The following is a 20,498-nucleotide window of genomic DNA, read 5'->3' as shown; positions in this document are numbered from 1 at the left end:
CATCCGCCCGCAAACCCCGATGGGGCGTTTCTCAAGGCGCCAGCAAATTTGGGCAGTGCCGCAGTTGCGCTGGCGCATCGCTGATCGTGCCGCCGCGAGCGACGCACTGGTCGGGCGGGAGCGGCGTTTTCCGTTCGACAAAGCGGACAAGCAGGTCGAAGGCATGCTGCGCGTGCGGCTCGATCAGCTCAAGCTGCGGGAATGTGTTCGTGTAGCTCTCGACATGATTGCCGTTCTGGATCTCGTAGAGGCGATAGGCTTGGGCGTGCTTGCCGCCTTCCGCGGCAACCAGTCGCGCATAGGCTCGCGCATGGTGGTCGATGGGCAGCAGCGCATCCATGGTGCCGGCGACCGTGATCAGCGGACGCTTGATCTTGCCGCTGGTGGCGATGGCCGCCACATTGCGGCCCACTGTCGAGGCGGACAGCCTCGCCAAATAGTTGTACTTGCCTAGCCCGGCTACATAGGTGTTGTAGCCAGGATCCAAGCGTTTTTGCCATTGGCACTGCGTGGGCTGCCAGAATGAGCCATAGTGATTGCCCCATAGCGAGACCCGGCCATTCGCTGTGTCGGCGACGAGGTCGGGCGGATAGCCGGCCGCCATGATGTTCAGCGCGGCGGTGCTGGTCGGCGAGCGGCCAGTGGCGAGATAGTCGGGGTAGTTGAGGATCGCCGGGGGCAGGCCAGTCAGCAGGTTCGGTCCGCGGGGATCGACGAAAGTGCCCGCCCACTCCACGCCGCCGTCGAAGTATTCCGGCGCGGTTTCGATCGCGCGGCGCACCTGATAGCCGCCGTTCGAGGTGCCGACCGCATAGGTATAGCGTGGCTTGCGGCCATACTGCGCCTCTACGCCGCGGCGCGCGAGGCCGGAGGCCATCACCATGAAGTCGCGCCAGCGGGTGAATTCCTGGCCAGGATCGTCGTCGTAGTAGTGGACATAGTGCGGATTCTCCGAAGTCCCGGCTCGGCAGGCCAGCGGGTCCGCCTCCGTGCTCTCGTGCGCGCTGAGCACGCCCTTGTTCTGCGACGCATAGGCATAGCCCTGCTGCAGCACGTAATCGCTCCAGACGAAGTCGCCGTTGAATTCGCTGCGGGCGCCAGAGGCGCCGGCCACCACGAGGCGGCCATTCCAGTCCTTGGGCAGCCGCAGCAGGAAGCGCGCCTGCCCCAGCGGATCCTTGGCGAAGCGAGCCTGAATCTGCAGGCCGGGGACTGCTTTCTTGATGGGCGGCCTGCGGGCGGGATCCGCCACGAGTATGTCGCGGTCGGCACGCGGCATGAACGCCAAATCAGGCAGGCCGGGCAAGGAGTTATCTTTTGGCGTAGTGCTGGGGTTTCGGGTCGTCAGATCGGGGCTTTCGACGCAACTGGCGTCGGCGAGTTGCGAGTCCAGTTTCCGAAGCAGGCGTTCGCAGGAGTTCTGTGCGCCAGCAGTGGCCGCGCCGGCGAGGATCAGCAGGGGAAGGGCAGCGGCCGTTGATTTCCACATGACTCGTTTCCTTGGTTTGATGTTTCAGTAGCCAGCTCAGCCGCAATCGCTCGGCAACCCAACGGGCACGCAATGCCATTGGTCATGCAGAATAACTGAATCGTTTATCCTTTCCTAGACACCTCAAGAGCCTTGCGCCAGGTCTAACAAGGAGGCGTCATGAGCAAGCCGCAGTCCACCCCCGACTCAAGAGTGTCTAGAGCGGCAGGGCCGATGACGATATTGCCAAACGGAAAAGAAAAAAGCCCGCAATCATGCGGGCTTGTGAATGTTTTGGCGCCTGTCGGCTCGACGTCAGATCATTCCCACTCAGTCATCAATAATTATGGAAAAACTTTATATAACAACATGTTGAAAATTACGAATTCAGTAATGCCATTAAAAATACCATCTCCAGCAGTTCGCAGCTGGCTCCCAAGCAACGTGTTGTGAAACTGACCCTTATCCTCTCCAGATCCGGTCAACGAATACCTTGTGCAATTCGTATAGGCTGTTTGATCCGAGACCTAACTTGTTCATAGATCGGTATATCTTCCTTGGCTTCCAAAGTAACGGCAAGTCCATAAGGAATAATTGCGTCTAGGCGAGCTGTAGCATCTTTTTTGCAAACAACCCGAATGCGCAAACTCATCCCATCTACAAAAGCCTGAATCTGGCTCTTACCTTCCAGCACTTCATGCTGTACTGTACCGCGCTGAACCTGGTTGTAATCGCCATCTTGACGATCAAGCTTCAGCAGTTGGCTGGACCAATTACCGTTTCCAGGTTCCAAGGTGAGCTTGGCTTCTCGCAGATTACGATGATCAGTGTTGATTGGCGTAAACCACGCCAAGGTTACGACTAGCCGCCGCCAGATTTTTTGTGAAGAAAAGCCAACTGGAATGGGAAAGGCGTATTCGTGCACCTCATTCTCTCGAATCTCGTCACACCCCAGAACAGTTGCTCGCTGTGCAGTGCATGTGAGAACGCGTTCAATATCGACCGCACCATAACCGAGATAACGCGCAATCACTTGCTTAAATTGGTGCGAATTGCTTTTGTCTTTCAGTGCGGCTTCGATGTGTTTCTTACCTTCTGTATCTTGCTTCGCACCGTGTACAAGCAGTGTTTTTATGAGCACAGACATCAGTGTCTCAGGAATATTCTCTCCCTCGTTCGTGCGCAAACTATCCAGCATGTCGTAGATCCTTGCTGCGCTTCGAGTGGCTAAGGCAGTCGCGTTACTGGTACCACGTGAAAAGACTTCATTGCTTAATTCACCTTGCTGTCGGCTATCTACTGCAACTTTCTGGCCTGGAGCAGCAACTGACTTATCGATACTAAACTGCGACGAGGCTGCAAGCATGGGAGCCTTATAAAGCTGCCGCCCTCCTTGCATCAGAATGTCGGGCTTAATTGATCGCCGAAAACCGAGTCCAAACCGACTAGCGGGACTAAACAACAACTGCGATGGCAGTACATCCATTCTTTGGCCGAACTGAGGATAAGCGTCACCGGAATTGTCTGTATGTGCCGCCCCCACTGTGATTGCGTTCAGTGCCTCTGCGGGTGAAAGCAAACGCCTCAAAGACAAATTTTTTGAAATGGCCTTGATTGAGGCTTTGATCTTGTCTGCTTCGGACAGTGCAGCAAACTGCTGCTGATTAAGCCCGATATCAATACCGTCATCATAATTTCCGGCGCTTACGCAGAACAGTACCCGATACCGATACGAAAGCCAGTCCAAGAGCCTGGCCCAAGGACTTGGTGTATGAATAAATGCTCTCGAGGTGTCACCAATTGACAAATTTATAACCTTGACCAAGGGTGCCTGAGCTGGAACGTCACCAGTTCCTTCGAACATACGTCTTACAGCAATGTGGATGCGGTCTTCAAAGAAGACTTCGTCTGGCATGTGCTCATTGTGTGAAAGTGTCTGATGGTCAGGCTGCATTATGGGGATGCAGTACAGTTTTCTGCGAAGTGGAATTGACTCTAAATTGCTGCGATCACCATGCAGAATCAAGGAAGCCATCGCCGTCCCATGCTTGCGCTCGCCTGGCTGATAGGTATCCTCCAGGCCAAATACGTCATCAACAAGAAGCCGATCCTTTAGCGCGTCGTGCAGCTGAAGAGGAGCGCCATCAAGCAAAGCAGCAACTGGAGCTAGATCACTTACATCTTGTGGGAACGCGCCCGGCGCTCCTTCACCATCATCAGAAATCGCTAGGCTTTGACCTGTAGGTCGGAAATACATGATGCCGGAAAACTTAAACAGCTCGATATCAATATTCGCTCCACCTTCAGTAACCTGATTTAGAAGGGACTGAATGGCGCGCGCAGGCAGTTCAGCCTTGACGGCGTGAAAAGCAATCTGAGGCATGTCGATAAAATCAGAGAGCGTCCTTCCTTCCAAGTTCGCCACTAGTCTACGGATCAGTGCTTCATTTTTTCTGCGCTTTTCAGGATTTTTACGATAAAAAAGCTCAATTTGAAAAGCGACCTTTTGCTCCGGTTCTATGGGATCGACAAAGTTACGCCACTGGTCAATCATTTGGGTTTCGATCAGCGTTTCTTCGATACCCCAACGGCGAAGTACGTTAAGTTGTTTGAAGACAACTTCCCATTTCGTCTTCCCATGCGGCAGCCGTCGATTTTCCTTCCACTGATCCCACAGTGAAAGGATTTTGCGCAAGCCGTTCATATTGCTCATAGCTAGGAACATGCGCCCACTCAATGCGCGCCCAACTCTCTGGCCAGATTCGTCTACTTCGTAGAAGCCATCATCATCAGATTCAAGGTCATCGAGTTCTGTTTCACCTAGCCACTCCAGCCCGACAGCTTCGACAGCCTGTTTGAACTCATCTAACCGCCCAACGATCTCAATCACAAGCACCATCTCAGGCTCGAGTCCAGCTAAACCGCCGGTCAGGCTTGCCTGATATCGTACGAAGTCATCCTCAAGTTTTTCAACTTGCCTGCCAACACGCGTTACTTGTATTCCATGTATCGGAACCCTTTGCTCACCGGGTGGAAACCCCTTTCCCTTTTCTGGCTGTAGGACTTGCTTTTCTGGAAAAACAAGCAATGGCAAATAGTCAGCAGGCATACGTTTCCCTTTGGCTCTTATTCGTCTGATCTTTCTTGATTCTTAGGTGATAGTCGCGTCTTCCATTGATCAAGCCTGGATGTGGAAATCATTCTTGCATCATCGACTTTTTGGTCGAGTACCGCACGTCGAACTACACCTAAGCAAAACTCTTCAACCTCTGCAAAACTAAGCCCGAGTAGTCGCTTCGCCATAGTCTCGGCAGCCAGCCCAAATTTCACGTTACAGCGTTCACTGATTGCAGTTATGTACGCCGTTAGCTGTGATCGAGTTGGGCGAGGTAACTCTAGGCGCATCTGGAATCGGCGCCAGACGGCTCTGTCAAGCAGCTCTGCATGATTGCTTGCAGCAACGACCACCACATAATCAGGTAGCTCATCAAGCTGGAGCAATAAAGAACTAACAACCCGCTTAATCTCACCAGTCTCGTGTGTGTCCCCGCGCTCCTTACCTAGCGTCTCAAACTCATCGAAAAACAGCACGCAACGCCTGGTTTTGGCGTAATCAATCAAGGCTCTTAAACGGCCGGCGGTTTCACCTAGAAAACTACCAATAATTGATTCATAGCGCACCGCAATCAGAGGAACCATGAGTTCAAACGCCAGCGCTTCGGCAACAGAAGTCTTTCCATTGCCAGGTGGCCCCGCCAACAGAATACGATGTCTTGGACTTAGGCCGTGAGCATGCAACAATTCAGATCGGTGTTGCTCTTCGATGAACTCTTGTATTTGCTCGCGTATGTTGTTGGCAAGCACCAAGCTGTCTAGTGAGCGCTCCGGTGTTGTTTCAACAATTAGATCCTTCTGAGGACTACTGCCTGCCGAACCCTGCCTAACCACTTGAGATTGAAATAGGGGTGCCTGACGAGAAACTGATTGAAGCGCCTTCTCAAGGCGATCGGCAAGGATACGATGCCCTTTGCCACGTTCTTCTTGAATCAACGCCTCAGCCGATTTCTGAAATGTAGTGTGGTCACCGGTGCTGGCTGCTTTCACCAGAGCAACCAAAGTATCAGCTTGCGCCATCGTTGTTCCCCTTAAAGTCCTGTCCTTGGCACGCCTCGAAAGTCCAACTCTGGACAGCAGTTCGTGGTTCTTGGAGGTCATAGTACTTACGGATAGGTCGGCTTGCACCGGCGATGAATTGTCCGGTTACATAAAATTCAGCATACCCTTGCTCCGAAAGGTCTGTGATGGCTTGTTCGATTCCTACTGCGTTCATTCGGCACCTTGCCTACGTGACTTTTTTCTGTTTGCGTCTGATTGAGACTCGCTACCTGGGATAGAGCTGCGAGGGGCCACTTTGTAAATAGTTGTCCGTGAAACCTTGTAGCGCTCCGCGATTTGGCTGACTGGAATGGTTAGGTCAGACATCAGAAGCTTGATCTCCCTGATTTGTCGAGCATCCAGCTTCGGTTTGCGTCCTCCTGAGCGGCCCCTTGCTCGTGCAGCAACCAAGCCAGCCTGTGTTCGCTCCCGAATCAGATTGCGCTCGAACTCTGCCAACGCCGCGAACACATGGAAGACCAGCTTCCCTGCCGCGCTAGTGGTCTCGATCCTCTCGGTGATGCTCTCGAAGCTAATCGCCTTTTCTTCCAAATTCGCGACGATCTGCACAAGGTCTGGCAGGCTACGACCGAGTCTATCCAGTCTCCATACCACGAGAGTGTCTCCCGCTCGCAGCGCTTTCAGGCAATGGTCAAGCTCCTGTCGAACAGCCGTCTTGCCGCTCGAGGCCTCTTCGTAGATGGAGTAAACCCCAGCCAGGCGCAGCGCGTTACGTTGCTGATCCAGGTTCTGATCATCTGTAGATACGCGGGCATAACCGATCCGTTGATTCATTGACAGTTGCCGGACGTTGAAAAAATGATGGGAATTTTAACAGATTAGTGTATTTCTGGCAGCCGTTCAGCATGCAACTCTGAGGCATCAAGGAACTATCGTTTGCTGCTCGGTCCCTCCCTCGCCACAGAGTAGAATTGATATTGTGCAGCCCCTCAAGAAACGGAGAAGGGGTCAAGGGGCGGCTCGGGAGACCGCGAAGCGGCGGACGCTCCTTGACGCCTTCGGAGTGACCCAAGGCTCAACCTCGGGGCGGGGAAAGGTTTTCTTCCCCGTTCCCCGAGGTCCACGCGGCCGTGGCAGGGTTTGGGGCAGCGCCCCAAGGTTTGCATATTTTTGCACTTGGAGCGGACTTCATGAGCAAGTACGATGCACTGATGGTGTCAGTTGAATTGCCATTTAAAACAAGTCGCTACAACGGGGTGGGTGAGTGCTTATGGAGAACGAAACAAGCAATAGATGGGTGATACCACTCAATGATGCCGGTGATGATAGTGGAGGCTAGGTGCTGGAGCTATCCGATGAGCTGCTAGCTCAGGTAGGCTGGATGATCGGTGACGTTTTGAGTTTTGAGGATCGCGGGGACGGCACGCTGCTGGTCTGCAAGGTAAGTGACGAAGGCGCAGATCAGCTCACGATTGCGAATGAGAGGCTGGCAGACGGCACGGAGCCGGTGCCGACCAGCCTGGATGAGCTTTGAACTATGCAATGCTTACGGCAACTAAAGCCTGATTTCCGTCAGAGAATGGCTGAGATGAAGGCCGGGGTAATCCGCTGGATAGTCATCATGGCAGTCTTGCAGGCGGCTGAAGTGCTGTTCTTTATGTGGGTACTCTGAAGCCGAAATTCCTAGCTTAGACCGCTTGGTTGGCCAGGCGTAGGTCAGTATCAACTGGCCAGGGGCCTCAGGATTGATCCCAGGCTTCAATTACCAAAAGTTGATCTGGTGAGCACAATGCAATGTGGTCAGGATGTAGCTCGACATTCTTGAGCCATGTGGGCTGCATTTTGTCATTGGTGGTTGGGAAGGTGTCGGATAAGAGCTTATCTGCAAGCACCGGTAAGGCATGAGTGGCTCTGACGGCATAGCGATTAGGATAGCCGCCATACTTGATCTGCTCTGCCTTGCCAGCCTCTACCAAGTCAACAATCCAATTGATTCCTTCCGGTGCGACTTCCCATTTCGCAAGGATGGTTGTTGCGGATGCGTCAAGTTCCGTAGGCGACTGCGCCGCGATAATGATCCACCAGCCAAGCATTTTGACTTTTCCCTTTGAATTTAGCTTGTTCAATAATACCGGAATCGGAGATTGAATGGAGAAGGGGCAAGTGCGCCCTCAACAGCTACCCAATGTCTCTGAATTGCTCCGTAGGTCTGGCCACCCTAATGCGTCGCTTATTTTGCGAGAGGTATAGCCTAGCGTGCAAAGTTCAGCTTTCGCCAGCGGTAGTGCTTCTGATGTGAACCATTCTTTGTGGCCTCCTGCGCCAAAGGGTGCATATCCCATGCTATATGCATCTTCTATAGGGAGGTTGGCGCAACAAGCCTTTAGTTTCTTTTCCAATGCTATGGCTTCTGACTTGTTAGAAACTTGAATGTATGTGCCTTTTGAAATGTCAAAGGCATCATCCAGTGGGCATCCATGGGGTACGAATCTTTTTAAACGATCCAACAAATTTCCGGTATAGCCGACTTTGAAAGCAGCGCCTCTTGATGAAGGGACAATGTACACGCGGTAAATTGGCCTACTGACTGGAGCGTAAATGGCAGCAGGTACCTTTAATTGAAATCGCTTTAATAGCACTGATACAAAAATCTTGCTTTCTGGGTAGTATTTGTACTTCTGGGCTGACCTCCTTATTTTTTCTACACCTATCTTATCGATCAGCCAAATTAATTGGCGTGCATCCATTTCGTTTTCTACGTGGACGCCACAATGGTCAATTGGTAAGGCTGAAAGTAATTCAGGAGGGATTCGCATGTATTCTTTCGTTAATAAATTTTAATGACTTGCATGTTGAAATATATTTACATTCCAAAAAAGTTTATCAAATTGTATGTAAAATATTGAGTGAAGCCTTTTCTTTTAGACTGATGGTAAGTGTGAGGTAATACTCTAGGCTCATTTTTTATACATCATTGCGTAGATATTCGTAAAGCTTATTTTGAGCCTCTTTTTCAGACTCAATCCACCGGCGAACTGATGTCATATCGGTTGGGTCAACTTGAGAGTTTGATCGCACAATTCCGTACAAAATCCACTCGGTGAAATGAGGTCTATATGTGCCAACTAATATAACCATTTCAAGTCTTGGTTGTTCCCCACCTAGAATAACTTTTGCCCACTCATTAGCTTTAATCTGCCCATCTGCTTTTTCTTCTAAATATTGGAATAGTTTTTCTCCAGTTGGCGATGCCCACTCAAAAATTACCCATGTTAAGCGTTCAGCGACTGTTTGTTCGTCTCGGCTAACTGGAATCCTGCCTGCATGGAAAGGGTAGTTTGATTTATCATCTGGATCATCCCCTTGGAGTAGCCAGCTTTTCTCATCAGGAAAAGCTTTACACCAGAAGTCAATCATATCGAGCGCAGCCTCTTGCTTACCATAATAGAAGTTACGCCAACGAGCCTCGGTGATCGCGCTTGTTGATGCTAGAACACCAAAGCGCCCTCTACTAGGGTACTTCCTGTCTATCAGGCTCTTAAGTCTCTGACTCACTTCCTTGCTCTTCATGATCCTCGTCACGCAGTAGTCCTCCCCTTTGTGGGTAAAAATACACAAAAATGTTTACATTTCCATTTCTTTGTGTAAATCTACACAAAACATGGCTTGATTGGCAAAGATATGGGTAATTGTACGTCAATTTTGTTGGTTGAGCCTTGCTATGCCCCCTCATGCAGGAGTCAGCCCACAGCGCAGGGCGCGAGGACTGACTCCTGCATGAGGTGATTCGTCATGAACCTGAAGAGGACTATCTAATGAGTGCTCCCGCTGTTGTGGAAACCAAGAATCAACCCCGCTTCAACCAGGCCCTTCTGGCTGGCCGAGTTAACGCCGTCCGTAAGGCCGAAGACGCCGTTTTCACTGAGGTAACCCTTCCCGCACCTGATCAATACAGCCCGCCTGCAACAGTCGAAATCCGTAGTCGCAAGCGGCTCGGCCAGGTAGGTGAAACGGTCGAAGTGCCGGTCGCCTGCGGTGGCTACCGTGGCAAGTCGTTCGTGTACACGGATAAGGAAACCGGCGAGCGTTTCAACCGCCGCCCGGTCGTCAACAGCTACGTCGCTATCGAGGACTGACCATGCTGCACCCGCTGTCGCTCGAGTATCGCCGCGCCTGCCTTGTGGAAGATCGTGAGTGGGTGGATAGCTGGCTCCGCGCCGTTCCCCAGCAGTTCGCCAAGCGGATTCGGCGGCGGCATAACAAGCTGCTTTTCTCCGAAGGGTTCCGGTACGACGGCGATGCCCGTCGTGCCGCCAACCTGTACGTGCAAGACTGCCGCGATCATCTCGCGGAAATTGGCGGTGGCCTCGATCTGGCCGCCAGCGATGCCGAACTGTGCCAAGCCGCCAAAGAAACCGTGCAGCACATTCTCTCCGTGCAGCGCCTGTGCAACGGCTCAGACTACATATCACTTTTCCAGCGCTTGGCCGACTATCTGGCGGAACGCGATGTTTTCTTCTTCGATGATGAAGAAGCAGCAGAAGGGTGCACGCGGCTACCGCAGCCAGGCAAGCGGAGCGTGACCCACGAAAGCATTTTCAAACGCCTGACCGATGAAGGCTTCTGGCGCAAGGTTTTCCGGCGTGGCGTGGCCCGCAAGGTAGAGGCGGAAGCCATCCGCACCGGCCTGGTTAATCAACGAACCGGGCTGTATGTCTCTGATGACACCTTGACCCGCTTCCGCTCGCAGCGCTGCCGCAACCGCTCATTGTTGGAAAGCCTGGTGGCTTTCAATGAGCTGGGCGACGAGTTCACGTTGGCCGAGTTGGCTGACCTGTCAGTTTCGAATCCAGATAACCGCCGCGCGGAGTTGATGACCCGCATTGCCGGTTTTGAGGCGATTGCCCGTTCCCTGGAACATGCGGCGCTTTTCCTGACGATTACCTGCCCATCTCGCTTTCATGCTTTCCGCAAGCTTGACAAGCGCAGGGTCATCGAGAACGCCAAGTATAGCGGCAGCACGCCGCGCCAAGCCCAGCAATACCTATCGGGCGTTTACGCCTGCATCCGTGCGGAGCTGCATCGCCGCGAGATTTCCCCCTATGGCTTCCGCATTGCCGAGCCACATCACGATGCTTGCCCGCACTGGCACTTGCTGCTTTTTGTTCCTACCAACCAGGCCGACGAATTGGCCGCGATCTTTCGCGAATACGCCACTCGTGAAGCCCGCGAGGAACTGGCCGGCAATGTAGAGGCCCGCTTCAAGTGCGTCGAAATCGATTGGGCGCGCGGCACGGCTGCCGGGTACGTCGCCAAGTATGTCTGCAAGAACGTGGATGGCATGAAAAGCGATGGCGAGCCGGTGGGCGTCAACTTCGACGGCATGGATACGGTCACTGCGGCTGCGCGCGTACTGGCCTGGGCGTCGTGCTGGGGTATTCGACAGTTCCAGCAGGTGGGCGTCGCGCCCGTTACGCTGTGGCGCGAGCTGCGCCGCATCGCCGCGAACGACGGCACCGAAATCGACAGCGAGGTGATATGCCGCGCAGCGGAAGCCGCCGACGCTGGAGATTGGGCGGGCTTCGTGCGGGTGCTGGGTGGAACGGGGCTGAAGCTGGGTGATTTGCCCATCCGCCTGAGCCGTGAAACCGGCCGCACCAACCGCTATGGCGAGGATGTCGGCGTCCGCATCCTGGGCGTGGCCGATTGTGCCGATGGTGTCTTCATCAAATCCCGGCTCCACGAATGGACAGTCGAGTTCGCGCCAAATCGCGAGCGGAGCGAGCCTTGGACTCGTGTCAATAACTGTACGGCGGCACAGCGCGGCGGAACGACGCGCGTCCCCCCCACGGCCACGATGCGCCGAGTTGGTGATAAAAGTTGGCCTTCAACCGTCGCCGTCCACGAACAAAGAGCAGGAGGCGTGACATGAGCGTCGGCAGCATTCAGCAAGTGCTGGTCTGCATCCCTGTCGAAAGTGCGTCGTCGGCGCAGCGGATGTTTTGCCCACCCGACGACAACGGCCAGCAGTATGCACCCCAGAAAACACAAGCTTATTTGATGGATGCCGCGCAGCAATCCGGCATTGAGGCTGCGTTGGGACCATTTGACTATGCGTATGCCGGAGGCTTATGGACTCTCGCATTTAGCACTGTCGTCGGTCTGTATTTTGTTTCTCACTCTATTGGTTTAGTTCTCGGCTTTATTCGCCGGGGCTGATGATACGTCCGGGCGTTTCCCGGTTTTACTCTCAACACATGAGGAATTTCCAATGTTCAAGAATCTGGCTTCCAAAGGCTCCAAGCTCGTTGCTCTGTCCATCGTTCCGGTGCTGTCGTTCGCTGCAGGCCCGGCCAAAGCTGCAGGCGGTCCCGACTTGACCGCGCTCAGCGGTCAAGTGGATTTCACCACCACCATCGCTGCCGTATTGGCGATTTCTGGTCTGCTGGCTGGCCTGTACATCGCAATTAAGGCCTCCAAGACCGTGCTGGGTATGATTCGCGGTCGTTGATCGACGGCAACGCCAATCTGAAACGGGGGGCGTTTGCCTCCCCTTTTTTTCTTGGAGGTGTGACATGGCTTATTTCCCTGAGATGTTCAATTTGGGTGTGGTGGTTGGGTTCGTCTTGGGCGCGCTTGTCATTTTGGCGTGCTGGTGGTGGCTTGAAGAAAGTTGGCGCTTTGAGGATTACCCGTGGTGGCAAATCCCGTTTGTTGTGGTGCTCGGCCCGTGCTTTCATCTGATTGCCAGACTTACAGATTTGTTTGCCGGGTGGTTGGCTAAAGTGCGGCGCGATTCGCTGCGGGATTGAATGCATGACAATCAATCAGCTTTGGTATTTGGTGATGTTTACCTGGGGTATTGCGTGCGCCTGGGCGGTCATCAAGGGTATGTCGAATCAGTAGGGAGGGTTTATGCGGCCTTGGAAAACGTGGTTGTTAGCCTTTTGCCTGTTTTCGATGCTCGGTCAGCAGGTTGTTTACGCGAACGCGGTACTCGCGCCGGTCGAAAATTTTGTAGTGAATCGGGCAATTGCCGGTGTCGTCGCCAATCGCATAGCGGCGGCGGAAGGGGTGGCGGCCAATGATGCGCTCTGGTTGGCAAAAGCAGCCAATGACCCAGTGTTCAAGGCGACGATGGAGGGCATCAGTTCGCAAATGACGGCGGCGAATGTGGTGTCAACGGTGGCTGGTGGTGCTCTGGCTATTGCTGGAGCTCCGGTCTGGATGACCATTGCGGCGTCTTTGGCGATTACGGCAGGGGCTGCGTGGTATTTCACCAGTAATGCGCCAACGCCGATACCCGGCCCCGCATCTTCTGTCAATCAGTCGATGGTCAAGGTATCGGCGGATGGCAAGATTGAAGTAACGCCGAAGCCTGCCGATATGCCGATGCCATATGTCCCGCCGAAGCCGGTACAGGTTTCGGTGATTGATCCTTGGATGACGTTTGCAAATTCTGGTGGTTTGGTTTTCCGCAATTTTATGTGTCATGCCAGCGACGGCGATTGCAATGCATATCCTGTGATGCCTCCAGGTATCACTATCAGTAATTTTGTATTTCAGGCGGCTGGACGACAGGGGCAGGATGTTGTGGTTAATAACTTGGATGACGCGGCTCGATTTACCAAGCTTTATTTTCAGTACCAAGAACAACAAGCCATCAATCAGATGGGTACGCCTCATGTCGATGGCTATCCGAGAACGCTTGTTTCGTTTTCGATTGAAAAGCCGACGATGACGGGGCAGAACCCACGTGTTATGCAGACGGTACAGGTTACGCATTGGAGTCAAGCGGGTGGTACTTGGACTTCTTCCGTTTCGACGATTACCGAACCTTCGATTTGGTTTCCAAATCCACAGCTCTTGCCGCAGAAGTTCGACAACCTGAACGATGCCTACAACAACATGGACCCGTCCTCCAAAGGGCTACCGATGCAGGCGCAGCAATTGGCTGATTTGGCGAACGCTGCATGGCGCAAGGCGGCAAGCGACCCGAATTACCAAGGGTTACCCTATTCCGCCACTAACCCGCTGACTGTGCAGGACGTGGCGAGCTGGCAAGCAGCTCATCCCGGCCAGATGCCGACGCTGGGTGACCTGCTTGCGCCAGCGACTAATCCGAGCTTTCCGGGTGTGCCGATTTCGCCTGTGGTCTATCCGGGGCCAGTTCCAGATCCCGGCCCTGGGCCCGGCCCGCAACCGATACCGGGCCAGAGTCAGAACGTTAACGTGATGAATTCGCCGCGTATCGACATGGGCCCTGACCCAAACACACCCGCGCCGACGCTGGAGGATACGCCCACGGCGGACATCATCCTAAAGCCGCTCACGTCGTTATTTCCTGAGTTGCGCGGCTTCCAGACGCCAGGGCATGCGTCGCAATGTCCTAAACCTGTGTTCGATGTGTTCGGTAAGTCCATCGTGATGGATCAGCATTGCACGCTGATGGAGCAGCACCGTCAGGCGCTAGCGGCGGCGATGTTGGTGGTTTGGCTGCTGGTCGGCCTGTTTATCTTGCTTTCCGCATGAGGTGAATCATGCCTGCTGCCCTGTTTGGCATCCTGCTGTCTGCCTTGAATACCGCGCTTGGCTTTGTTTTGCGCTCGGTGCTGGTTAAGTTCGTGACCTTCTTTGCGCTGTTTTTCGTGGTCAAGGAATTCGTCAATGTGCTGGTCAACAGCCAGCTGTACCCCGGTGCGACAGCGGCCAGTAACTTGTCTAGTGCGCTGTCGGGCATGCCTGCCGATGTCTGGTACTTCCTGGACCTTTTCAGCGCGTCCACCGGGTTTTCCGTGGTGCTGTCGGCCTACGCGACCCGCTTCATCATTCGACGTATTCCGTTGATCGGGTAAGGCGATGGCGATCAATGCATATGTGGGCCTGCAAGGCTCCGGCAAGTCCTATGAGGTGGTCAGCTCGGTGATCGTCGAGGCAGTGGCCAATGGTCGCCGCGTTGTCACCAACGTGGACGGCATCAACCAAGAGCGCATCCACGAGTACTTGGTCAACGAACGGCAGGCCGACGCGGAGAAGCTCGGCGCCATCATCCATGTAACCAACCAGCGCATTCTAGAGCCGCAGTTTTTCCCGGACGAGGAAAAGCCAGATCTCGATTCAGTGGTCAAGGGTGGGGATATGGTGGCGGTCGATGAGGCGTGGCGCTTCTGGGGCAATAAGCTGAGCCACGAGCACATGCAGTTTTTCCGCATGCATCGGCACTACGTGCATGCGGAAACGGCGGTGGCTTGTGATGTGGTGCTGATGACGCAGGACATTTCCGGCTTGCACCGCGACCTCAAGAACGTGGTCGAGTTCGTGTTTCGGATGCAGAAACACAAGTCGCTTGGCTTCAACACCCGCTATCGCGTCGAGCTGTATGAGGGTTGGAAGCTCAATAGTAAGACGCGCATCGACACATATCAGAAAACCTACGACAAGAAGATTTTCCCGCTTTATCAGAGCTACAGCGGCGGCAAGGGTCAAGAAAAGGCCATCGACAAGCGACAGAACATCCTGGCCAATAAAACGCTGTGGTACTACGCGGGTGGCGTGCTGCTGATGATGTCCATTTCCGGCTGGGGGGCGTGGCGATTCTTCCATCCGAGTTCCGCCACCTACAACAAGGCGGCTGCTGCGTCGGCTCCTGCGGGCTCGGCATCCACGGCGGGTGCGGCCAATGCAGGTACGGTGCCAGTGACACCGATCAAGGCGGCAAAGCCGAATTTCTCCGATGAGTGGCGTGTGGTAGGTGAGTTCGAGGCGAACGGCGACCGCTGGATAGTGGTGAAAAGCGGAGCGGGTCGTTTGCGCATCGAGTCCCCATCAATGTTCCACGGAGAAGGCATGGCGGTGCTGGGGGAGATTGACGGCGACAAGGTGACGCGCTGGAGCGGTTCACAAGAAGAAAAAGGGCCGGTGATTGCGGCGTCGGGGGTGAGCAAATGAAATGGCCAGCGGCGTTGTTGTTGGCAGTGTCGATGGGTGCGCAGGCGGTCGAGTCGCTGCCGTTGCCGAATTTGGCCAGGTCGAGCCCGGTCAAGCCGGTGAAGTTCGACTTTCAGGCGGTCAGTGTTGCCCAGGTGGTGGGGCTGGTCTACATGGAAGCGATCAAGCAGCCTTACGTGATCGATCCTGTTGTTCTCAAGGACGAACGGCTTGTGTCGTTTCGCTTCGATACGAGCAAGGGCGATTTGCGGGCGTTTTGGCGCTCGTTTCTCGATTCGCTTGGCTTCCGAGTGGAGTCGCGCGGTGGTGTGGACTTCGTGACCGCCAAGAAGCCGGAAGAACAGGCAAAGCCGAATTTCGAGGTGTACATCTATCATCCACAGTACCGGTCAACGGGCTATCTGACCGACCTGTTGACGCCGTTGTTTAGCGTTGGTGGCTTCACGTCCAATCGCTCTGTGCGGGTGCCAGCAGGCGACAAGATACCGGCAGGGGCCATAACTCCCCCGCAAGGCTCAGCGGCCGCGATGATCGACCAGGACAGCGATACGCTGATTTTCCAAGGCACGGCGATAGAGATTGAGCGGCTTACAAAGATTCTGCCGCAAGTGGATACGGCAGGTGGCGAGGTGGCGGTCAAAGCGGTGGTGTACGAGGTCAGCACCGGCAATACTGACGGCACGGCCTTTTCGCTGGCGCTGAATCTGCTAGGCGGCAAGTTCGGTGTTTCGGTCGGCTCGGATGCGGCGAAGCTCAACAACACGGTGACATTAAAGGCGGCGAACTTCGAGATGGCGCTTTCCGCGCTGGCCGGCGACTCTCGCTTCAAGGTGGTTTCGACGCCGCGAGTCCGGGTGAAGTCCGGCGCCACCGCCCGCCTTACAGTCGGCCAGGACGTCCCGACGCTGAGTTCAGTCACCTATCCGCAGGGCGGCGGCAACGCGGTGCAATCGGTCGAGTACCGCTCGTCCGGTGTCATCCTCAACCTGTCGCCAGTAGTGCGCGGCGCGACGGTGGACATGACTGTCGATCAGCAGATTAGCGATTTTGCCAAGACTGAAACCGGCGTCAATGACTCGCCCACGCTCACCAAGCGGGCGCTGACAACGACCGTTTCCGCCGCCGATGGCGAGTTGATCGTCTTGGGCGGCCTGACCACGGATAAGGACAGCCAGGGCTCGTCCGGCCTGTCCTTCCTGCCCAAGTTCATGCGCACCAGCAGCCAGTCCAGCAATCGCACCGAAGTGCTTCTGCTGCTGCAAGCCACAAAGATTTAACCGCTGATCGTTCGACACAAGTTTTGCATGGGGAAAAAATGAAAACCAAGATGCTCATCAATCGCAAAAAGCTGCTGGCGATGATTCCGCTGTCTGAGCGCACGATCTTCAACATGGAGCAACGTGGGGAGTTCCCGCGACGCATCGCGCTCACCAGCCGCAATGTGGCCTGGGATTTAGCAGAAATAGAGGAGTGGATTGAAGCCCGGAAAGTATCAGGAAGTCAGCCTACTCGTCCCGGTTTTACTCCAATGGTTGCCAGGGCTTGATTGTGGCTCTGGGGCCAAATACTCTGCGTTGTTCGCCACTTTCGGTGTCGCTACTGTGGGGGCTGTCAATTTGCCCTTGCCTTGGGGATGTGTGGCCCATTCGATATCAATCAATTTGGAATGAAACGAAATGACATCGGATGAACTGCAAGACCTAATATGGCATCCATCCCGACCTTAATGACAGCAGGCAAGACTTTATTAATCTGCTATTTTAAAAAATTTGCTAGTGCGTCTACTTCATGAGGCTCAGCGATCCGATAGACCACGGTGGCGATGTCACAAGCGCATTCGGCGCTACGACCATCTTCGGCAAGGTTGTTGCCCCTGATGAACATGCCATCAGCCGCGGCTCGAAGCTCATTAGCACTCTTGGCTAGGTTACAAAAGACCGACAGGCCTTGCGTTAGGGCGAGTTCTCAGCGAAGAACATCAACGACTGCTCTTCGGCCTGGAAGTGGACATGGAAGCTCCTGCTGATCAGTTCGTTGTTCTCGCTCTGCAGCGTGTAGATTTCCGCGAACTTGCCTGCATAGAAGCTGATCCACTCATCAAGAGTGGCAAAGGCAGATTTGGGCCTGAGTGTGGCGTTCAGGTCGCTGATGGCTTCTGACGAGGCCGCAAAGAAGTCATAGTCGAGCGGGAAGAACATTAGCAGCTCGCCTGGGCCGATCTGCTCGATAGCGTCATCCGTGACGATGTGCAGCCGTGGGCCGTGTGGCGTGGGGGCTGACAGGATTAGCCGCGTGATGTCGATTTGCTCGTTTGGCCCGGCCTCCTGGCGACGATGCTCCTTCTCGTGTGCGAGCAGCGCCGGCAGTGACGATAGGGCGGCTCCGTGGATGAGGTGCCCCAGTGTGTGCTGAACGACGCCATACTCGCCGGTGCCGGTGAATACGCCGCCTGACCAGTCGTGGAGCTTCCTGGAGGCGATGTTCCGCCTGAAGGCTGTGCGATTGCTGAATGCGATCGTTGTGTTGTCGGCGGAGACGATAAGGCTGTCTTCGGCCTGCATTGCAATGATGAATGTCATGCTGAGCGAATGATGTATTTGATTTTCTAATCCGAACCATTCTACCCTGGAGGGCAAAATGTCAGGTGGTGGTTACATCAGAATAGCAGGGGGCAATATTGAAGTGCATTGCCCAGGACAAGTTAGTATCCGTGGGCAGAATATTGCGCTCTCTGGGCCGGCGCAAATTGGCATGAATATGCAGGGTATGCCTTCTGGCGATCTGCACAGCCTTTCCTTCTTGGTGAAGGACAGCCAGGGCAATATCATGAAAAACACCCCCTATGTCCTCAAAGATGGAAAGGGGCAGCTTTTCAAGGGCATCACCGACAAGCACGGCCGGACGCAGCAGATACATACCAGCAATCCAAATGACCTCTCTGCGCATTTAGACCTCGGTGCAATGGGAAACAGTTTGGAAGATTAAGGGCTATGGCACAACCAAAGACAACGACGGCAAAGACTCAGCCAAAAGAGAAAAATGCGGTAGTCGAACACCGTGATGATGTGTATGTGCTGGTGATCGGATTTGAGGTCAATAATCCGGTCTATCGTGAAACGCCAATTGAATTTGGTGTGACCAGAAAAGTTCACTACGTCCTAGAAGACCCAGGCCACACCTTCATGTATCTGACAAAGAATTTGAAGGTCACATTCTTTTTTAGCCTTGGTCCGCATATCGGTGCCTCGACGGCGGAACGAATGATGGGGAAGGGCACGCCAGAGTATAAGATCCCCGGCTTAACTCGTTTGTATAGGCTCATTATCACCGGGTCTCAATACGAGAAGATGCTTGCTAAGGGCAAAGAGTATCGTAATGACGTCCTAGCCGGCAAGCGGTATTACAATATCTTCAAAAACTTCACCTGCGCCAGAAGCGCGAGGGACATCATCGCGGCTGGCTGGCCAGGCGTTCCAGCTGGCGCTAGTCCGATAGGCACTCCTATCCCAACAAGGGAGGACTATGTAAACCCATACGCTTTTTATGAAGCAATCCGCAACAAGTTTCCAAATGGAGAGGTTGTGCTGCCAGAGAACAGGGGAAAGTGGCAGGAGTTGATGTCGAGTTCAAATGACTACCCTGGAACAGAGTCGGACCCCTCTTTGTATCCGGCATCTTGGCCAATGAAGAAGACTGCTGATGAGTAAAAAGAGATCACTCATACTGATTTTGTTAGTTATATGTGCCGTGCTTTTGGGAGTGGTAGCCATGAATAATACAAGCAGTAATAGCCAATCTATAAAAATCGTTAATCAGATTAGAGATCAGAGCGGCGCGATAACTGACTATGCCCCCTTCACTAATGATGGAATGAGTAAGAAGATTTTCAATTCCATCGAGAGGGAAAATTTGGAGAGTTTTATTTCAAAAAATATGGATATACTAGCGGGCGCAGTCTCTGATAAGGAGATGATTGAACGTGACCCAAACGTTCAGTTTGAATATTTTGTGCCAAAATTACCTACGGTTCCTGTCACGGTTGCGGATATGCGGTATACGTTTGTTGTGACAAAGCCAATGCCAACTGCAAAAGGTATCGTGGGTGATTTCTTCAGTTCCGTGGAGAGAAAGGACGAAAACGCGCCGTGGGAGTATGGCTACATTTCTCTAAGAAATGGTGAAAATATACCGACCTTGACAAGGTATGATCAAAAAGTATTTGATCGACTTGGTCTAAAATTTTCCGAGAAATTCTTTCTGTCTGACTTAAAATCAGGAAAGCGAATTTTAGATTTCTACCGATCGACGGATTATAAGAAATTTTCAGAGTCTGGCGATAATGCTGCCAATTTTGCGTTCTACAAATTCACCACGACAAGAAACTCCGTTCCGCTCACAGTGGTGTTTGGCGTTCTTAAAGATCAATACGACGAGAATGCAGCAATTCCGAGCAATTGGTTCTACGTCTACATGAAGCGTGAAGGTTGATATGTTTGGCCGCCTTGTTGTATAAGTCAACAACATGCAACATCGCGGTTAAATTTTGTCAAGCTTTCTTGCTCATGGAAGTATCTTTAAATATATTACTGTGTTGCGTAATTAAGTTAGAGCATACAGCATAGTGGGAGGAGGGTAAATTTGTGATGTTTAATATCAAATGGAGTTTTTTGCCGCAATTGGTTTATTTTTTGCTCACTATAATGAGGGGTGAGCTGAAGTTAACTAAGTTTGATATTTTTGTTTATTTCGGTGTCCCGATAATTTTATTTGTTTCTGCATTTATTTCCCTTATTATACCAGCTCCCCTTATTCCATCAAGCTTGCCAGGTTGGGAGTGGTTATCCTTTTTTCTGGTGTATATGGGTGCGGTTTGTTTAGGTTGCGGTATTATATTGGCCATTCTAAGATTTGTCTTGAATAAGATCAAATTAAGAAATAGTACCAAAGAGGCGGGGTGAAAAATTTT

General features: G+C 53.2%; 24 protein-coding genes. 16 read left to right on the top strand and 8 right to left on the bottom strand.

Annotated elements, in window-relative coordinates; translation table 11 throughout:
- Positions 1–31: 31 nt before the first annotated feature.
- Positions 32–1,489 (bottom strand): 3-hydroxybutyrate oligomer hydrolase family protein, encoded by a 1,458-nt coding sequence (locus VA599_RS06100; protein ID WP_346787951.1) that lies wholly within the window; start codon positions 1,487–1,489, stop codon positions 32–34.
- A gap of 159 nt (positions 1,490–1,648) precedes the next feature.
- Between VA599_RS06100 and VA599_RS06095 the strand changes: the two genes are divergently transcribed.
- Positions 1,649–1,921 carry a hypothetical protein gene (locus VA599_RS06095; protein ID WP_346787950.1) on the top strand — a complete coding sequence of 91 codons (273 nt, stop codon included), beginning with the start codon at positions 1,649–1,651 and terminating at the stop codon, positions 1,919–1,921.
- A gap of 28 nt (positions 1,922–1,949) precedes the next feature.
- On the opposite strand, the gene VA599_RS06090 is transcribed toward VA599_RS06095, so the two are convergent.
- The 3 genes from VA599_RS06090 to VA599_RS06080 all read right to left on the bottom strand — a co-directional run bounded on the left by VA599_RS06090 (position 1,950) and on the right by VA599_RS06080 (position 6,418).
- Entirely contained in the window at positions 1,950–4,577 is a 2,628-nt protein-coding gene (locus VA599_RS06090; protein WP_346787949.1) for a S8 family peptidase, read from the bottom strand.
- Between the two features lie 17 nt (positions 4,578–4,594).
- On the bottom strand, positions 4,595–5,602 hold the full coding sequence (locus tag VA599_RS06085) for an AAA family ATPase (RefSeq protein ID WP_346787948.1): 1,008 nt from the start codon (positions 5,600–5,602) through the stop codon (positions 4,595–4,597).
- Positions 5,603–5,794: 192 nt separating this feature from the next.
- The gene (locus tag VA599_RS06080) at positions 5,795–6,418 is read right to left on the bottom strand and encodes a recombinase family protein (protein WP_346787947.1); all 624 of its coding nucleotides are present in this window, start codon (positions 6,416–6,418) and stop codon (positions 5,795–5,797) included.
- A gap of 505 nt (positions 6,419–6,923) precedes the next feature.
- On the opposite strand from VA599_RS06080, the gene VA599_RS06075 reads away from it, so the two are divergent.
- Entirely contained in the window at positions 6,924–7,118 is a 195-nt protein-coding gene (locus tag VA599_RS06075) for a hypothetical protein (RefSeq protein WP_346787946.1), read from the top strand.
- Between the two features lie 205 nt (positions 7,119–7,323).
- Here VA599_RS06075 and VA599_RS06070 read toward each other — a convergent pair whose 3' ends face one another.
- The 3 genes from VA599_RS06070 to VA599_RS06060 all read right to left on the bottom strand — a co-directional run bounded on the left by VA599_RS06070 (position 7,324) and on the right by VA599_RS06060 (position 9,154).
- The gene (locus VA599_RS06070) at positions 7,324–7,677 is read right to left on the bottom strand and encodes a hypothetical protein (RefSeq protein WP_346787945.1); all 354 of its coding nucleotides are present in this window, start codon (positions 7,675–7,677) and stop codon (positions 7,324–7,326) included.
- A gap of 78 nt (positions 7,678–7,755) precedes the next feature.
- A complete protein-coding gene (locus VA599_RS06065) occupies positions 7,756–8,400 on the bottom strand; it encodes a GIY-YIG nuclease family protein (RefSeq protein ID WP_346787944.1) in 645 nt (214 codons plus the stop codon).
- 148 nt (positions 8,401–8,548) lie between these two features.
- Complete coding sequence (locus tag VA599_RS06060; protein WP_346787943.1) at positions 8,549–9,154, bottom strand: hypothetical protein; 606 nt, start codon at positions 9,152–9,154, stop codon at positions 8,549–8,551.
- A 245-nt stretch (positions 9,155–9,399) separates the two neighbouring features.
- On the opposite strand from VA599_RS06060, the gene VA599_RS06055 reads away from it, so the two are divergent.
- The 10 genes from VA599_RS06055 to VA599_RS06010 all read left to right on the top strand — a co-directional run bounded on the left by VA599_RS06055 (position 9,400) and on the right by VA599_RS06010 (position 17,078).
- Entirely contained in the window at positions 9,400–9,720 is a 321-nt protein-coding gene (locus VA599_RS06055) for a hypothetical protein (protein WP_346787942.1), read from the top strand.
- A gap of 2 nt (positions 9,721–9,722) precedes the next feature.
- A complete protein-coding gene (locus VA599_RS06050; RefSeq protein WP_346787941.1) occupies positions 9,723–11,516 on the top strand; it encodes a replication endonuclease in 1,794 nt (597 codons plus the stop codon).
- Positions 11,513–11,803, top strand: coding sequence for a hypothetical protein (locus VA599_RS06045; protein ID WP_346787940.1), 291 nt, complete (start codon positions 11,513–11,515; stop codon positions 11,801–11,803). Before VA599_RS06050 ends, VA599_RS06045 begins: the two co-directional genes overlap by 4 nt.
- A 52-nt stretch (positions 11,804–11,855) precedes the next feature.
- Positions 11,856–12,095 (top strand): hypothetical protein, encoded by a 240-nt coding sequence (locus VA599_RS06040; RefSeq protein WP_346787939.1) that lies wholly within the window; start codon positions 11,856–11,858, stop codon positions 12,093–12,095.
- Between the two features lie 64 nt (positions 12,096–12,159).
- Positions 12,160–12,396 (top strand): hypothetical protein, encoded by a 237-nt coding sequence (locus tag VA599_RS06035; RefSeq protein ID WP_346787938.1) that lies wholly within the window; start codon positions 12,160–12,162, stop codon positions 12,394–12,396.
- A 103-nt stretch (positions 12,397–12,499) separates the two neighbouring features.
- On the top strand, positions 12,500–14,116 hold the full coding sequence (locus VA599_RS06030; protein ID WP_346787937.1) for a hypothetical protein: 1,617 nt from the start codon (positions 12,500–12,502) through the stop codon (positions 14,114–14,116).
- Between the two features lie 8 nt (positions 14,117–14,124).
- The gene (locus VA599_RS06025) at positions 14,125–14,439 is read left to right on the top strand and encodes a DUF2523 family protein (protein WP_346787936.1); all 315 of its coding nucleotides are present in this window, start codon (positions 14,125–14,127) and stop codon (positions 14,437–14,439) included.
- 4 nt (positions 14,440–14,443) lie between these two features.
- Positions 14,444–15,532, top strand: coding sequence for a zonular occludens toxin domain-containing protein (locus VA599_RS06020; protein WP_346787935.1), 1,089 nt, complete (start codon positions 14,444–14,446; stop codon positions 15,530–15,532).
- Complete coding sequence (locus VA599_RS06015) at positions 15,529–16,809, top strand: type II secretion system protein GspD (protein ID WP_346787934.1); 1,281 nt, start codon at positions 15,529–15,531, stop codon at positions 16,807–16,809. The genes VA599_RS06020 and VA599_RS06015 overlap by 4 nt, the downstream gene beginning before the upstream one ends.
- A 38-nt stretch (positions 16,810–16,847) precedes the next feature.
- The gene (locus VA599_RS06010; RefSeq protein ID WP_346787933.1) at positions 16,848–17,078 is read left to right on the top strand and encodes a helix-turn-helix transcriptional regulator; all 231 of its coding nucleotides are present in this window, start codon (positions 16,848–16,850) and stop codon (positions 17,076–17,078) included.
- Positions 17,079–17,484: 406 nt separating this feature from the next.
- On the opposite strand, the gene VA599_RS06005 is transcribed toward VA599_RS06010, so the two are convergent.
- Entirely contained in the window at positions 17,485–18,111 is a 627-nt protein-coding gene (locus VA599_RS06005) for a hypothetical protein (protein WP_346787932.1), read from the bottom strand.
- Between the two features lie 58 nt (positions 18,112–18,169).
- Here VA599_RS06005 and VA599_RS06000 point away from each other — a divergent pair, with 58 nt between their 5' ends.
- From VA599_RS06000 to VA599_RS05985, 4 genes are all read left to right on the top strand, one after another.
- Positions 18,170–18,517, top strand: coding sequence for a DUF2345 domain-containing protein (locus VA599_RS06000; RefSeq protein WP_346787931.1), 348 nt, complete (start codon positions 18,170–18,172; stop codon positions 18,515–18,517).
- 5 nt (positions 18,518–18,522) lie between these two features.
- Positions 18,523–19,239: a hypothetical protein gene (locus VA599_RS05995; protein WP_346787930.1), complete on the top strand. Its 717-nt coding sequence runs from the start codon at positions 18,523–18,525 to the stop codon at positions 19,237–19,239.
- Positions 19,232–20,020, top strand: a complete 789-nt coding sequence (locus VA599_RS05990) for a hypothetical protein (RefSeq protein ID WP_346787929.1) — start codon at positions 19,232–19,234, stop codon at positions 20,018–20,020. Before VA599_RS05995 ends, VA599_RS05990 begins: the two co-directional genes overlap by 8 nt.
- 155 nt (positions 20,021–20,175) lie before the next feature.
- Positions 20,176–20,490, top strand: a complete 315-nt coding sequence (locus VA599_RS05985) for a hypothetical protein (RefSeq protein WP_346787928.1) — start codon at positions 20,176–20,178, stop codon at positions 20,488–20,490.
- The last annotated feature ends 8 nt before the right edge of the window (positions 20,491–20,498 follow it).

Source organism: Chromobacterium indicum (genome assembly GCF_039708975.1).
Classification (GTDB): Bacteria; Pseudomonadota; Gammaproteobacteria; order Burkholderiales; family Chromobacteriaceae; genus Chromobacterium; species Chromobacterium piscinae.
This window is presented reverse-complemented; position numbering and strand designations above follow the sequence as displayed.

Excerpts from the sequence above, each read along its gene's own strand:
- VA599_RS06100 (WP_346787951.1), bottom strand. The coding sequence starts at position 1,489 with ATGTGGAAATCAACGGCCGCTGCCCTTCCCCTGCTGATCCTCGCCGGC.
- VA599_RS06095 (WP_346787950.1), top strand. The coding sequence starts at position 1,649 with ATGAGCAAGCCGCAGTCCACCCCCGACTCAAGAGTGTCTAGAGCGGCA.
- VA599_RS06090 (WP_346787949.1), bottom strand. The coding sequence starts at position 4,577 with ATGCCTGCTGACTATTTGCCATTGCTTGTTTTTCCAGAAAAGCAAGTC.
- VA599_RS06085 (WP_346787948.1), bottom strand. The coding sequence starts at position 5,602 with ATGGCGCAAGCTGATACTTTGGTTGCTCTGGTGAAAGCAGCCAGCACC.
- VA599_RS06080 (WP_346787947.1), bottom strand. The coding sequence starts at position 6,418 with ATGAATCAACGGATCGGTTATGCCCGCGTATCTACAGATGATCAGAAC.
- VA599_RS06070 (WP_346787945.1), bottom strand. The coding sequence starts at position 7,677 with ATGCTTGGCTGGTGGATCATTATCGCGGCGCAGTCGCCTACGGAACTT.
- VA599_RS06065 (WP_346787944.1), bottom strand. The coding sequence starts at position 8,400 with ATGCGAATCCCTCCTGAATTACTTTCAGCCTTACCAATTGACCATTGT.
- VA599_RS06060 (WP_346787943.1), bottom strand. The coding sequence starts at position 9,154 with ATGAAGAGCAAGGAAGTGAGTCAGAGACTTAAGAGCCTGATAGACAGG.
- VA599_RS06055 (WP_346787942.1), top strand. The coding sequence starts at position 9,400 with ATGAGTGCTCCCGCTGTTGTGGAAACCAAGAATCAACCCCGCTTCAAC.
- VA599_RS06050 (WP_346787941.1), top strand. The coding sequence starts at position 9,723 with ATGCTGCACCCGCTGTCGCTCGAGTATCGCCGCGCCTGCCTTGTGGAA.
- VA599_RS06045 (WP_346787940.1), top strand. The coding sequence starts at position 11,513 with ATGAGCGTCGGCAGCATTCAGCAAGTGCTGGTCTGCATCCCTGTCGAA.
- VA599_RS06040 (WP_346787939.1), top strand. The coding sequence starts at position 11,856 with ATGTTCAAGAATCTGGCTTCCAAAGGCTCCAAGCTCGTTGCTCTGTCC.
- VA599_RS06035 (WP_346787938.1), top strand. The coding sequence starts at position 12,160 with ATGGCTTATTTCCCTGAGATGTTCAATTTGGGTGTGGTGGTTGGGTTC.
- VA599_RS06030 (WP_346787937.1), top strand. The coding sequence starts at position 12,500 with ATGCGGCCTTGGAAAACGTGGTTGTTAGCCTTTTGCCTGTTTTCGATG.
- VA599_RS06025 (WP_346787936.1), top strand. The coding sequence starts at position 14,125 with ATGCCTGCTGCCCTGTTTGGCATCCTGCTGTCTGCCTTGAATACCGCG.
- VA599_RS06020 (WP_346787935.1), top strand. The coding sequence starts at position 14,444 with ATGGCGATCAATGCATATGTGGGCCTGCAAGGCTCCGGCAAGTCCTAT.
- VA599_RS06015 (WP_346787934.1), top strand. The coding sequence starts at position 15,529 with ATGAAATGGCCAGCGGCGTTGTTGTTGGCAGTGTCGATGGGTGCGCAG.
- VA599_RS06010 (WP_346787933.1), top strand. The coding sequence starts at position 16,848 with ATGAAAACCAAGATGCTCATCAATCGCAAAAAGCTGCTGGCGATGATT.
- VA599_RS06005 (WP_346787932.1), bottom strand. The coding sequence starts at position 18,111 with ATGACATTCATCATTGCAATGCAGGCCGAAGACAGCCTTATCGTCTCC.
- VA599_RS06000 (WP_346787931.1), top strand. The coding sequence starts at position 18,170 with ATGTCAGGTGGTGGTTACATCAGAATAGCAGGGGGCAATATTGAAGTG.
- VA599_RS05995 (WP_346787930.1), top strand. The coding sequence starts at position 18,523 with ATGGCACAACCAAAGACAACGACGGCAAAGACTCAGCCAAAAGAGAAA.
- VA599_RS05990 (WP_346787929.1), top strand. The coding sequence starts at position 19,232 with ATGAGTAAAAAGAGATCACTCATACTGATTTTGTTAGTTATATGTGCC.
- VA599_RS05985 (WP_346787928.1), top strand. The coding sequence starts at position 20,176 with ATGTTTAATATCAAATGGAGTTTTTTGCCGCAATTGGTTTATTTTTTG.